The sequence below is a fragment of the Lentzea aerocolonigenes genome, from assembly GCF_000974445.1.
Classification (GTDB): domain Bacteria; phylum Actinomycetota; class Actinomycetes; order Mycobacteriales; family Pseudonocardiaceae; genus Lentzea; species Lentzea aerocolonigenes.
In genome coordinates this window covers 184,016-197,152 of record NZ_BBOJ01000010.1, presented here as the reverse complement: position 1 = coordinate 197,152, position 13,137 = coordinate 184,016, and the positions used below count along the sequence as shown (strand labels likewise).

Sequence of the window (13,137 nt, the reverse complement as noted above, 5' to 3'; positions counted from 1 at the left end):
CAGACAGCTCAACCGATCAGTGATGGTCCGTCCGCGCTCATCGACAGGCTTCCCTCGATCGAGTGGTGAAGTGTCGTGCACGTCGGCGGGCGGGGAATCCTGCGGTAAATTCCTCGCCCGGCTGTCACTCCCAACCTCGGTGTACGTGGCCGTCATCGGCGAGCTGGCGGCGGGGCGGTGCACCTAGACGACCGGCCGATGCTCGCAAGAAGATCGTTGAGAGTGTGCTTTGTCAGTTTCGCTGCGCGTCAGGGATCCGCTAGATCTGTTGGCATCCGGTGAAGTTGCGAGCCTGGACCTACCGGATGCACATGGATGAGCACTTAGACCCACAGCTGGAGTTGATCTACGACGGCGTTGGGGGATGCGGTCACGAAGAACGCGTTGGCGTCGAGAACGGTGGGAAGAGTTGGTCTTACGAGTGGGAGGGCGCCCGCAACGGTGGTCGCTACCTCTTTGCCAGCCAGGTCAGCAGGGCCGGCGGCGTCGACGGTGAGCGTCGGCGTCTGGAGTTGACCGCTGCCGTACGCGAGCTGCTCCACTGGGCGGGACAGCAGCCACTTGTCGACAAGGCCGCGGATCGACAAGCATGACAAGGTTGATCAAGTCGGCCGACGAGCCGATCGGCAAGGCCGCGCGGATGCCAGAACTCCTGTCGAGCCGAGCTGGTTCTTTACCGGCCTGTTCAGAGTCGATTGGCTTGTCGGACTTGGCGGTGTCGCCGTTCGGGATGCCGTCCTCCCTGTTGTTCGGCGAGGTTCGAGTCGCGTGGGTGGGCAGGACGTCCACCTATGAACGGCAGGATCCGCGGCAGTCGCTGATCCGGCAGCTCGACCGCTGCCGTGGGGCGGTGCCGGCCGCATGGGTGATCGTCTGCCACTTCTACGATGTCGAGTCCGGCCGCATGGAGCTCGACCAGCGAGGACACGGAACCGGCTACGAGCGCTTCGACATCCCGATCGCGCGCGACGGCGGCATTGCCGATCTCCTTGACGAGGCCCAACAATCCAGCAGGCGTTTCGATGTGGTGATCTGCGAGTCCACCGCGCGAGTGGCGCGGCGCATGTACGAGGGCATGTCCGTCGAACGCGTGCTGGACAAAGGCGGCGTGCCGCTGTTCGCCTGGAACGAGCCGATCAAGCTCGACGGCAGCCGAGCCCAGCAGATTCTGCAGCGTCGGATCAACCAGGCGGTGGCCGAGTACGAGGTGCTCAACACTCTGGAGCTGTCTTGGGGCGGGCTGTGTACGCATGTCCGTGAGGGCTGGAACATCGGCAAGCCGCCGTACGGCTACGTGGGCAAGACCTATCGCCATCCCAACCCGGTGAAGGCGGACAAGGGTCTCACCAAGACCAGGCTCGAGCCAGACGGTGTGCGGGCGGCGACGGTCACCCAGATCGCGTCGTGGCGGTACTACGAGGGGCTCGGTTACGGGGCCATCGCGGAACGGCTCAACGTGGACCTGGCTAGCTATCCACCGCCGGAGCCTCCAGGCAAGGTTCGTGCTCGCGGTATGTGGAGCAAGTCCAGCGTCTTCGAGGTGCTGCGCAACCCGAAGTACACCGGGTTCCAGGTGTTCAACCGGCGCGCTTCGCGGTCCAAGCGCGGAAAGGTTAACCCTCCGACTCACTGGGTGTGGTCGCACGAACCCGCGCACGAGCCGCTCATTCCAAAGTGGATGTTTGACGAGATCACTTCATCCAGCAAATCTTTCCGCGGCTCACGGTCAGGCAGCTCTCCGAGCTCTCATCCGCAGACCAAGCGCTCCTATGCCCTGCGAGGCATGGTGTTCTGCAGCTGCGGACGTCGGATGTTCGGCAACCAGAGACGCAGTCTCGTCTACTACATGTGTTGGCCCCGCAACAGCAATCGAGGCAAGAAGGAGCTGCACCCGCCTGGGGTCGACGCGGTGTACATCCGGGAGGAGGCGATCTTGCGAGCGGCTGCGTCGTTGCTTGCCGAGCAGGTATTCCTCCCTGAGTTCGTCACGATCCTGCAGGCCACCGGCGGGGACAACGATCAGAACGCCTCGGGCGGCGTCGTGACCCAGCAAGAGTGGTGGCGCCGTCGGCTGGTCACACTCGAGCGGCAGCAGCAGAACATCCTTCATCAAGCCCGCAACTGTGCGCCCGATGATCCTTTCACGACGGGGCTGCGCACCAGCTACAACGACCTGGAGTCCCAGAAGGCCGTCGCAGCCGCCGAGATCGCGAGCTTTGGGACCACCTCCAGCCAGGAATCCTTACAGCAGCAGGACGCTGCGGTACTGGGGGAGCGTCTGGCGGGGCTTCGTGACTGCCTCGTGCGCGCACCGGTGCCACTGCAGCGCCGGCTGTTCGAGGCCATCCAGCTCACCGTTCGTTTGCACGACTACAACGGCCAAGCGACGATCAGCATCCGGCTTCCGACACTCACATGACCCGTTGATCTGGTCAACCACGGCCACGTGATTCGATCGGTCACGGTCTCATCCGGTCTGTCAAACATTGAGTCCAGAGCCAGGTAGTCGGGTAACCTTCTCCTCTTCGGCAACGACATGCACACCGCACGTGATATGTCGCCGGAGTAAGAGGAAGAGCCGCTCGTGGCACTCGACAGTCCCAAGCTGCGTGAACTGCTCAAGAACGTCGCCGCAGCCAAGATCCAGTTACCGGATTTCCAACGCGAATGGAAATGGGACGACGAGCGCATCAGGGCGCTCATCGCGACGGTGACATTGGACTACCCGCTCGGCGTCGTCATGACCCTGGAGACAGGGGGTGCCGCCCAGTTCCGGGCCCGCACGCTCGCCGGTGTCGAGTCCGATCCCGGCGTCGTCCCTGATCTCCTGCTGCTGGACGGCCAACAACGGCTGACGTCCCTGGTCCAGGCACTGTACCTGGACCGGCCCGTGGCCACGGTGGACGCGCGCGACCGCAAAGTCGAGCGTTGGTACTACCTCGACATCGACAAGGCCATCGATCCAGAAGCGGATCGGGACGATGCTGTTGTCTCAATGCCGGCCGATCGGGTGCTGCGGGCGGACTTCGCTCGCCGCGTGCGGCTCGACCTGAGCACGAGGGAGAACGAGTGCCGGGCAGGCTACTTCCCGCTCCACCTCGTCTTCGACAACGACGCGGTCAGTGCGTGGCAGAAGTCGTTCGTGCGCCTGGCGGACGAGAATTGGGAGCGCTGGGCGGCATTCGACACCCGTGTCCTCAACAACATCCACGGGTGCCTGATCCCGATGATCCGCCTCGACTCCACGACGCCGAACGAAGCGGTCTGCTCGGTGTTCGAGCGCGTCAACACTGGCGGCGTCGCGCTCAACGTCTTCGAACTGCTCACCGCCACGTACGCGGGTGATCGTAAGCACGCCGAGGAGTACGGCACGGAATACGGCCTTCCCGAGGTGTGGCGCGGTACCAAGGAGAAACTTGTCAGCCAGTACCCGGTGCTTGGTCAGGTGGAGAGCGGTCGTGACGAAGGGCTGACCAACGTTGACTTCCTCCAGGCTGTGAGTCTCGTGCTCTCCTTCGAGCGCAAGCAGGCAGGGAAGGCGAACTCGATCGCCTGCAAGCGGCGTGATCTGCTCGCACTACCGCTCGCGGAATTCCGTCGGCTTGAGCCCGTTGTGGCGGAGGCCTTTGCCTGGGTGGGTGGGTTCGTCGGTTCCCAGGCGATCTTCACGATCAGGGACCTGCCCTACCGTACGCAGCTCGTGCCACTGGCCGCGGTCAGGACACTCCTTGGGGACAAGGCCGACGAGCCCGACACGGTGGATCGGCTCACCCGGTGGTTCTGGTGCGGAGTGCTCGGCGAGATGTATGGCGGATCAGTCGAGAGCCGTTTCACCAGAGATGTCGAGCAACTCGTGGCATGGGTGAACGGCGATCCTGCCGAACCTGACACCGTCGTGGAAGCCGCATTCCTCGCCGAGCGGCTCAACACCGTCACCACCCGCAACAGCGCCGCCTACAAGGGACTACAAGCGCTGATCATCAAGCAGGGCGCGGTGGACTGGGGGCACCCCGAGGAACAGCAGATGACTGGCTCGTTCGTCATCGACAAGAGCGTGGCGATCCGTCAGGTATTCCCGGCGAGCTGGGTAACGAGAAACGGTCACCCCAAGGCACGTGCCGATTCGATCGTGAACAAGACGCCGATGTCGCACCTCGCAAGTCGTCGAATGACAGGGACACCGTCGACCTACGTGGGTGTGCTGGCGCGCGAGGCCGGGACGCCCGACGAGTGGTTCGACGACATCCTCACCACCCACTTGGTCGATCCCGTCGCACTCAGGAGCGATGACTTCGCCGCGTTCTACGCAGACCGCTTCGAGCGCCTCCTGACCTTGGTGGAGGCGACGATGGGCAAGCCGGTCATTCGCCGGTCGGGTGAGACAGCATGAGCGACGGGTTCAGGACCGTCGAGCCGGCGGTACTGGCGAAGATGGTGGGAAATGCGATCCCGGCAGCCGAGTTCCTGGCCCTGTTCGGCGTCCGAGTGCGCAACCACGACAACGTGGCGCGGATCAGCGCATGCCTCGCAGAGGCGGAGGTGAGCACCATCCCGTCCTTCACCACATGCGCTGGCACCGCTGCACTCCACTTCGTCAAAGCCAAACCGACTGCAGTGGCGACGGAAGACGAAGAGGACGAGCACGAAGACGAGTTGTCCACGTCGGCGATGCCGCACCGCGCACTGCAGATAGGCGATCTGCCGAGCGCCCGCAACGGAGTGGAGTCAGTGTCATCGGACACCGACCTGGCCGCGGCCACCATGTTGATGCGGGTTCGGAACTACTCGCAACTGCCAGTCATCAACGGCACCGCAGACCTGCGCGGAGTGCTCACGTGGAGCAGCATCGCCGTCAACCTGGAGACGGGCAAACAGCCGACGCTGACCAGTGCGCTGGCGCCCGACCCGGTGTCGGCCGAAGTCAACCACCAGTTGCTCGCTCACCTGCCCACCATCACCAAGCACGGGTACGTGCTCGTGCGGGCCAGCAACGGGAAGTTCTGCGGCATAGTCACCGCCGCGGACGTCAGCGACCACTTCGAGACCATGGCCCGGCCGTTCTTCCTCGTGGGCGACATCGAAGCGCGGCTGCGCAAATGCCTGGCAGTCCTTGACGAGGAGGCCGTCAAAGCCGTCCAGAAGAGGAAGAAGACCGGGAAGATCGTCGACCTGACCTTCGGCGAGTACAAGTACCTCATCGACAATGAGGCCAACTGGAAGCGGATCGGTTGGACCGGGGTGCCGCGCGACCAGCTTGTGCACCGCCTGGACAGAGTGCGCATGATCCGCAACGAGATCGCCCACTTCCGGCCACAGCCACTCAGCACCGCCAGCCTGGCCACCTTGGAGGAGTTCGCCGGACTGCTCAAGCAATACGTCCCTTGACCCTTCCCGCGGTGCCCGGCCGACATCGCAGGCGCCTTGGCTCCACGATGTCGGCCGCCTGCCAACGCGGCAGCACGACGCTGTAGCGGTGCTTGCGCCTATCGCGAATTCGCCAACGTGAGCAACCTATGTTGGTGCAGTCGAACCTTCTCGCCAACCCACCAAGTCGGGCCGTGGATGCCGTGTGCGGGTCGCATGGTCACCTCGGTGAAGATGTGGGTTGGTGCGCGCCCAGGTTCGCGACGCGTCTTCAGCGGCCCACGGAGATCTGGCTGCGGATCGATCCTTGTCAGGTGGAGGTAGTCCTTCGGCGAAGGAGGTGAGACGGAGTCGGCTCGTTAGGTGGTGCCGGGAAACATCAACTCGTCGAGTGGCTGAAAGCGGACCGGGTCGTCAACGATGCCCGGCTTGCCTGGTGAACGGCGGATGAGGCCTTCGACGAGTACTGCCCGGCCTGCGTTGTGCCAGTCCCAGGCGGTGCGATAGTCGTCGAGCGGGAGGCGTACTCGCACCTCGGACTGCCGGCCCCGGCGCATCGTCGACACAGCGATCTCTCCGTAGGGGTCATCGCGGTTCTCGTGCCGGAATTGGACGATGGTGCCGGAGAAGATCTGTTTGGACGGCACGCGTTGCTGTCGCAACCGATCGGCGACGAACCGGACGAGATCGGCGGCCTCGGCGCTGATCGATACCTGCCGCGGCATCGTGTCCGGTGCAGGTACTAGGGAGACCAGCTGACGGTGGTCTCGAACTCCCCGATCGCGTTCTCGTCGAGCACGTTGGCCAGAGCTGCGCAGAATTCCCTGCTCACTCCGCGGTACACGAGTTCGTGGAGATGATCGGCGTTCGGCGGCCTGCCTGGTTCCACAACGAGGTCGTGCACCGCCTGCATCGACTGGGCGAACGTACGCACGACGCGGCGTTCGAAGGGCTCGGGCGCGGCGTTGTGCAGGACAGGCTCTTCCTGCTCGTCGTACAACGACGGTTGCCGGGGGTCAGGTTGTTCGGGTTCGGGGATCGGCACCAGAACGGGGATGATGAACGACCCTCGTTCGGTGTGTCCCATGAACGACTCACGGACCACCTCGTCGCCGATGCGGGAGTAGCTGCCACCGATCTGGGCTCGCTCCCACCTCGCGGTCGTCGCGGTGGCACGCAGCATGGTCCGCGCGGAGCTGATCAGCTTGGTGGCCGTCTCCAGCGGGATCTTGTCGATGATGCGGTAGTCGTTCACCGCACGCAGATGCGTGACGTCGAACCGCACGTGGCGCACGGCAATGGTCGTTGCATTGACGTCGCGGCGCTCGGCGCGCGCGAGCCTGGTGAGCACCGAGCCGACCAGCACGTCGTCTGGTTCGTGCGGCACACCGACTCGAGACCCGTCCTTCGTCCACAGTGTTCCGCCAGGGCCTGGTGGGTCGGACGACCAGCCGTGGGTCTTGAGGTAGCTGTGCAGATCAGCCAACGTCGGCAGGACGACGGTGTCAGGCAACTGCACCGCCTCCCTTCGACCGACCGAAGCTAGCCTCGACGTCGGCGTCCCACAACCGCAGTGTGTCCGCGGTGAACCGCTGTGCCTTCGGCACCATGATGTTCTGGCCCTCTGGAAGGGTGTCGACCCGCGTCCAGAAGGCCGCCGCACGATGCAGCGTTGCCTCGTCGTCGTGGTGGAGCCAGGAGAGCTGATCGTCAGGGTCGACGATCACGAGGACGAAGTACACCGGGACGTTGGAGCGGATCCAGCGTTGGCGCCACGACTCCTCCACCTGCCACGTCGCAGTTGCACCGCCCTTGATTCGGAACTTTCCGGTGCATTTGACTTGGACTCGGGCGGGTGCGATTTCGAGATCAACGATTCCGTCGACCGCGAGTACGTCCTCGTCCAGGCTGGTTTCCTGAAAACCCACCCCAGCTTGGCTGCACACGGCGCGAACATAGGCGATGCCGAATCGAGACTTCGCGCGGTTCGGGTCCAATGTTGCTACCTCGCTCCACGCTCGCTGTACGCCATCGCCCATGATCACCATAGTCGTGCAGGTGAGATTCGTTGTGTATCCGTCTTCTGCGTGAAATAGGCCTGAAGATCATGCCTGGCGCGGGTTAAAAGTGGACAAATAGTTGACAAGATGAGGATCTTGCTGAATTTGAGTGCGTAACTGCTGCGGCAAGCTGCGGTGCAGCACGGCGGTCAGGAGGCCACGATCCTGTCACGCCACAACGTCCTCTGCTGCTGGGGCTACGACCGTCCCTCTCGGCTGCGTCGATGACATCGTCCATGCGGCAAGTGAAACCCTTGTGGCACCCTCATGGCCCGCGGTCCTCCTGTCGACCATGCCCGACGACACGCCTCGGCGGTAAGCGCTTCATGGTGTCGATCCATGCCAGCGCTTCTTGTTCTGTCTCAGCGAATTCTGACTTCGATGGCCGCTCCTTCGTCACAGGGTCGATCCACCGCACGCTGGCCTTGTACGGCGGGCCGATCCTGGCGGTGCTCGATGCCATCGGACAGCGAGTCACAGATCGACAGGAGAACCGGCTCATTGGTCCGCCCGCCTCGAACTGCATGCCGCCAAGCCCGCGGACGGCCCGCAGACCGCCGCGCTCACCACCGCCGGCCGGTAGCACCAGCTGCTGCTGAGCCACCCCGTGACATGACCGGGCAGCAAGGAAGCGGACGAAGACTTCGACCAGTTACTGATGAAGTTGTGTGACTTCAAGCGCGAGGGCCCCGCCCCGCGGCGGCGTTAATCAGCAACAGAAGCACCGCAGCCAGCCAACCGCCAACCGCCAACCGCTCGCACGGTCGTGTCATGAGCCCGTTTGGGACTCAACCCGACGGATTCGGGCTGCCCGAAGGCATCGAGCCGTAGACTCCGGCGGTCAACGCCGACGAGGTCCGGCCGTTGCGCGCCTGTGGGGAGAAGATCGCATGCAGGACCCTTCGGACTCGATGGAGATCGCCGAGCCTGAGGAGTACGGCTGGAGCGATACCGCCGACTCGCCTGTGGGGGACGATCCGACGTCCGACTCGGACATCGACTCGACGCCGACGGTCCTGGTGGAGGTGCTCCCAGGGGTGGCTGTCGTCGCGGGTGAGGTCCCGCTGGAGCTGAAGCCCGAGCTGATCGACTTCGGGATCGTGCCGGCTGCCGACCGCAAACAGATCTCAGCAATCCTTGCCTCGATCGGGAACGCGGCGACCGTGGTCGGCAACCTTGGCAACGCGTTCGCCAGCGTGCAGGGGCTCTACAGGATCGGCGACACGGCACAGGCCCTGCTGAAGAGCGGCGCGACGCTCGCCGTCAAGGACGGCGGGAACCTCGGAGCGGTGATGAGTTCCGGTCGCATTCTGCATCAGGCCCGCTTCTATCCCGTGACTGCGGTGAGCGTGGCGCCGATCGCGGCCTCGGTCGGGCCGGCACTGGCCATGGTCGCGTTGCAGATGATGCTGAACGAGATCTCGGGTCTCATCAGGACCAACCTCGCGGTGACGAACCAGGTTCTGACCACCGTCCGCAAGGATCAATGGGCCGAACTGACTGGGCTCGTCGCCGCCGTCGATCGCGCGGTCGACCAGGCCCAGGAGATCGAGTCGGTACCGACGTCCTTGTGGGAGGATGTCGCGGGCAGCGGAGCGCTGCTGCAGAAGCAGCTCGAGCTCTACCAGGGCAACGTCCGCGACCACGTCAAGCGGATCAGTTGGGCCGACGCGCGCAGCCACCGCGAGTACCTACAGACCAACGCCGAGGCCATCGCCTTCGACGTATACGCCCTGCTGTCCTCCCTCAAGGCATGGACGGGGTATCACGCGCTGCGCGCTGCAAGGGCGAGAGCGGCTGGGCGTGAAGACGCAGCCGAGGCGCAGTACGCAGAGGTCATCGCCCGCGACACCCGCGCGGAGTTCGACTTGACCCTCGCCGAGATGACGAGCCTCGTCGACGCGCTTGTCCGGGAGCTTCGCATCACCGCTGAGCTTCGCGACCCCGACGCATGGCTGCTGTCGGGGAAACGGAAGGACGTCAAGGCAGTCCGCGAAATCTCCGCCCGGCTTCTGGAGGCGATCGCGCCTCTTGCCGACTCCCTCCACCCGCCGGCCCCTCCGCTCAGGGCCCCCGACGTCATCTGCGGACCCGAACCTCTGGGCTCAGAGCCGTACCTTCGCGTTCTGCGGTGGCTCTTCGAGGACGGTGAGACTCTGCGTGCCCTCGGCTTCCCCGAGCAGCCCGACGACGGTCCCATTTCCGCGATCGTCGGCGGAGCGATGGGGATATTGGCGGCAGCTATGGACAAGACCACGGACAGGACACTGGTCGCCGTTACCGATCGCCGCATCATTCTGGCCAAGACGAACACTTTGCTTGAGCAGGCCGAGATCCACCAGGACATCCCGATCGGCCAGGTGCGCTACGTCCGAGCACCAACCGCACCGAACAGCAGTTCACGCCGGGTGATCGACCTCATCACACGCGACGACAACATCCGGTGGCTCTTCCACGCCGACGTCGACAACAGCCGAGTGGACGCGCTCGCCGCTGTGCTCGCCGAGTCGATGACGATCCCGGATGCTGAACGCGATGAGCTTCAACGGCGGCGGCAAGCCTCCATTGAGACGCGCGAGAGCGCCGCCACGACATCTACCGAGCCAATCGGAATCGAGGCCACAACCTGCGGTGTCGCGCAGGCCTCAAGCTGATTGAACAGTTCATGGCCGGGTGAGTCGAGGGACCTGCGGTGTCACCCGATCAGACCGGTAACACTCGATGATCGCTTTGCGAATCCCTCCGCAAGGAGGCCGAATGACAGATCCTGTGGACATCAATAAGGCCGCGCGGCTGCTAGCGACCTACGATGCCATGCGGCACGACCTCGACGTCATGCCCTCACCGACCCTCGCGCAGCGCCTCGAAGAGTGTAGGACCGTTCTCCTCACCGCCACCGGCGTTGCCTCCGTTGACGAGGCTCGTCTGCTCGTCCCAGCTCCACGCCCGGTCCTGGCTGCGGAAAGCCTTCCGGAACCACCGGCCACGCCCGCTGCGGCGCCGCGATCGTCGCGATCGTCCCAGCCGCCAGAGCCCCGGCAGACTCCTCAAAGCAACCGTGTTCGCGTGGCTGGAAAGAAGAGGCAGACCAAGACAGCGAAGAAGAAACGCCTGCAGAACCTGCCGTGCAGGTGTCGTTGGTGCAGCAGTGCAACCAAGACCCAGTACCGGCCCGCTCAGCCACCGCGAGTCACCTCCGTGGTGTCCGGAGGTCTGCCAGGGTCGTCAAGAAGACATTGAACCGTCGGACTCACCGACGGTGAACCCTCGCCTTGGTGGCGTCTGGGAAGGTTCGACGAAACCGATCCACCGTCCCCGCACCACCTTGCCTCCTACGACATCCAACTCGAGGTGTCCGAGGGGCGGCCCAGCGGCGAATCGCGTTTGCTCAACTCGCCACGGCGACCCCAGCCCGGCGCGAATCGTTAGCGTCTGCGTGTACCTAACTTGTAGCGCTGATGCCGAACGAGGTGATGGATCGCCAAGGTGTGTAACAGCAATCAGGCCGCTCGCGAAGCTATGAGCGGCAGCGCCTTCCACGGCACGCTTCCTGCCTTGGCCTCTGCGATCGGAGCGACATGGGTTGCAACAACCTCGTCCTCGGCAAGCAGCTTGAGGAGGTCCTGTCCAACCCCGGAAACCGGGCCAATACGGGCGCCTTCGGCGAGGCCATCGCAGAAGTGTTCCTGAACGAAGTCCTTGGCCACGAGATCGCTTTTGACGCCGCCTCGGCCCTCCGGCCGCAGGGGATCGACATGGTGACGTTGAACGGCGAGACGGGTCGGCTGACCGTCGTCGAGGTAAAGGCGACGGCGAGCGTCAAAAGCGTGATCCCTCGGATGGGCAGGACGAAGGACGCCGTCCAGATGAGCGACGCTTGGGCGGGGGACCACGCCCGCGCGGAAGCCGCGAACATCGAAAGTGTGAGGGCGGAGGATTTCGCGGAAGGCGAGGGACAGGTCGACAAGATGGTGGTGTTCGTCAACGTCGCGAAAGATGTCATAACGGTTCACGACGTGGACGCCGCCGGACGTGTTGCGAAGGACGCCACCACCCGTATCGGGTTGAGCGATCTCGTCAGGTTCGTCGATGCGCTCAACGCCGACAGGGCAAAGCCATGAGCGGGCAACGAGATCAGCCGGGTCGTCCATGGCCGCGAAACGGAGGTGGACGCCCGTCGTCGGCAGTACGTCGCACCCCGGTGGTTGAACGCGGGGACGCGGCGGACTCGGCAAAGATTGAGCGGTTCGGCACACAGTACGGCCTCGAGCTGCCCGCTGTGTGGCGGCGATGGTGCGAGCGCCAGGGATGGCAGCGTCAGGCCGATGCCGGCTGGGAGCTGCTCGGCTTGACGCCGGCGCCCTCCGGGCTCGATGCGGCGGCGTTGTTGGCAGGTATGAGATTCGGGCTCCCCGAGTTCCCGTCTGACCTGCTGCCGATCGAGCACCTGCCGGAGCGGCAGCTGGCCTGCATCCGCCTCGACGGTCGAGATGATCCGCCCGTGGTGATCGTTGATCTGGACGATTCCGAGACTTGGCAGGCAGGCCAGCCCGCGGCGTTCTCGAGGTTCTCGCACTACGCCGAGGACTTCATGGATCAAGCACATGCCCTTCGCCGGGTGAGCGAGTTCTTGCGCCGCAAGCGGGCAGACATCGCCTCAGGACGCAGGCCCGCTGATCAAGCACCGCGGCCGGACGACTGGCGCGTCTACCGGTTCTGCTCTCAGAACGTCGTGGTGGCCATGGTCCTGCTTCGTTACAACCGGGACGACAACGTGCTGGATGTGGGCGCCTGTCTCATCTCGGCGTTGTCGGCGCTCGACCACGACGCTCCAGCACGTGCGTTGTGCACCTTGCTGTTCGCGGAGTCCTACCGCTCCGGCGGCGATCTGTCGTTGCGGTTCGTGCAAGGCACCCGGCGTGATTCGGATCCCATCTCGGTGCCAAGGCCGTTGTGGCGCTGGGCGCAGCGCGCAGGGATCGCGCTTGATCGCCGCCGCGGTGTTGTGCCCTCGGAAGCGGCACAACGGCTGTTCGTCGAGTCCATTCAGGTCAGTCGTGGACTCAGGGATCGGCTGCGTGAGGCGCCGGACGCCGCGACTGCCGTGTGCTACGGGATCGCCAGCGGCTTGTGGCACCCCGTTGAGGTGGAAACCGTGCTGGTGTGGTCCAAGAATCCCGGCGCTGTTCTGCGCGGGCTGACCAATCCCATCGACCGGGCACGATACGGGGCGGACGTCCTGGACGTGCGGGCCGGCATGTTAGTCGCCGCGGCTCACCGCAGGATCTCTGCGGGAGGGGACAGCCTGCTCGACGCCGAGGACGTCCAGCAGCAGGTCGCATTCGAGGTGAACACCGATCACACGTGCACGTTGACTGCGGAGAAGATCGATTTGACCGATTGGCTGGTCGGTGACCTGTCGGCGTTCCCAGCCACCACTTTGCGGCTAAGCGTCGCGGATGCCGAGCCCGATCAGCTCGAAGCTGCCGTCCGCATCGCGGTCGATCGCCTGGACAGGGCGAGCGGTGCCATGGCCGTGCTGTGTGCCCGGGACGTCTTGACCCTCAGCGACATCCGATTGAGGGAGATCGTTTCCACGGCATCGCGCGCCGGTGTGATGATCCTGGCTGCGCCGGAATACACGCCCGGCATGACAATTCGAGCCGCCGGCAAGCTCAGCCGTGCGCGGACGGCCCGGCAATGACGGCCAGGT

Annotated in this window: 10 protein-coding genes; 7 read left to right on the top strand and 3 right to left on the bottom strand. The window is 64.6% G+C overall.

Annotation, left to right across the window (positions count from 1 at the left end; translation table 11 throughout):
• Window positions 1-278 precede the first annotated feature (278 nt).
• The 4 genes from AOM45_RS51000 to AOM45_RS20530 all read left to right on the top strand — a co-directional run bounded on the left by AOM45_RS51000 (window position 279) and on the right by AOM45_RS20530 (window position 5,385).
• On the top strand, window positions 279-593 hold the full coding sequence (locus AOM45_RS51000) for a hypothetical protein (RefSeq protein WP_156093972.1): 315 nt from the start codon (window positions 279-281) through the stop codon (window positions 591-593).
• Window positions 594-598: 5 nt separating this feature from the next.
• Window positions 599-2,419, top strand: coding sequence for a recombinase family protein (locus AOM45_RS20540; protein ID WP_236703772.1), 1,821 nt, complete (start codon window positions 599-601; stop codon window positions 2,417-2,419).
• 165 nt (window positions 2,420-2,584) lie between these two features.
• Window positions 2,585-4,390, top strand: coding sequence for a DUF262 domain-containing protein (locus tag AOM45_RS20535; RefSeq protein ID WP_030469149.1), 1,806 nt, complete (start codon window positions 2,585-2,587; stop codon window positions 4,388-4,390).
• Window positions 4,387-5,385, top strand: coding sequence for a CBS domain-containing anti-phage protein (locus AOM45_RS20530; RefSeq protein ID WP_051783905.1), 999 nt, complete (start codon window positions 4,387-4,389; stop codon window positions 5,383-5,385). The genes AOM45_RS20535 and AOM45_RS20530 overlap by 4 nt, the downstream gene beginning before the upstream one ends.
• 338 nt (window positions 5,386-5,723) lie before the next feature.
• Here AOM45_RS20530 and AOM45_RS20525 read toward each other — a convergent pair whose 3' ends face one another.
• Genes AOM45_RS20525 through AOM45_RS20515 form a run of 3 tightly spaced genes read right to left on the bottom strand, consistent with a single transcriptional unit; the run spans window position 5,724 to window position 7,403 of the window.
• A complete protein-coding gene (locus AOM45_RS20525) occupies window positions 5,724-6,089 on the bottom strand; it encodes a hypothetical protein (RefSeq protein ID WP_030469151.1) in 366 nt (121 codons plus the stop codon).
• Window positions 6,090-6,106: 17 nt separating this feature from the next.
• Entirely contained in the window at window positions 6,107-6,883 is a 777-nt protein-coding gene (locus AOM45_RS20520) for a hypothetical protein (protein WP_030469152.1), read from the bottom strand.
• A complete protein-coding gene (locus AOM45_RS20515; RefSeq protein WP_162185686.1) occupies window positions 6,870-7,403 on the bottom strand; it encodes a DUF4365 domain-containing protein in 534 nt (177 codons plus the stop codon). The genes AOM45_RS20520 and AOM45_RS20515 overlap by 14 nt, the downstream gene beginning before the upstream one ends.
• A gap of 932 nt (window positions 7,404-8,335) precedes the next feature.
• Between AOM45_RS20515 and AOM45_RS20510 the strand changes: the two genes are divergently transcribed.
• The 3 genes from AOM45_RS20510 to AOM45_RS20500 all read left to right on the top strand — a co-directional run bounded on the left by AOM45_RS20510 (window position 8,336) and on the right by AOM45_RS20500 (window position 13,128).
• Window positions 8,336-10,078, top strand: coding sequence for a hypothetical protein (locus tag AOM45_RS20510; protein WP_236703771.1), 1,743 nt, complete (start codon window positions 8,336-8,338; stop codon window positions 10,076-10,078).
• A gap of 924 nt (window positions 10,079-11,002) precedes the next feature.
• Window positions 11,003-11,545 carry a hypothetical protein gene (locus tag AOM45_RS20505; RefSeq protein WP_030469155.1) on the top strand — a complete coding sequence of 181 codons (543 nt, stop codon included), beginning with the start codon at window positions 11,003-11,005 and terminating at the stop codon, window positions 11,543-11,545.
• A gap of 80 nt (window positions 11,546-11,625) precedes the next feature.
• On the top strand, window positions 11,626-13,128 hold the full coding sequence (locus tag AOM45_RS20500; protein ID WP_030469156.1) for an SMI1/KNR4 family protein: 1,503 nt from the start codon (window positions 11,626-11,628) through the stop codon (window positions 13,126-13,128).
• The last annotated feature ends 9 nt before the right edge of the window (window positions 13,129-13,137 follow it).

Excerpts from the sequence above, each read along its gene's own strand:
- AOM45_RS20530 (WP_051783905.1), top strand. The coding sequence starts at position 4,387 with ATGAGCGACGGGTTCAGGACCGTCGAGCCGGCGGTACTGGCGAAGATG.
- AOM45_RS20525 (WP_030469151.1), bottom strand. The coding sequence starts at position 6,089 with ATGCCGCGGCAGGTATCGATCAGCGCCGAGGCCGCCGATCTCGTCCGG.
- AOM45_RS20515 (WP_162185686.1), bottom strand. The coding sequence starts at position 7,403 with ATGGGCGATGGCGTACAGCGAGCGTGGAGCGAGGTAGCAACATTGGAC.
- AOM45_RS20510 (WP_236703771.1), top strand. The coding sequence starts at position 8,336 with ATGGAGATCGCCGAGCCTGAGGAGTACGGCTGGAGCGATACCGCCGAC.
- AOM45_RS20505 (WP_030469155.1), top strand. The coding sequence starts at position 11,003 with ATGGGTTGCAACAACCTCGTCCTCGGCAAGCAGCTTGAGGAGGTCCTG.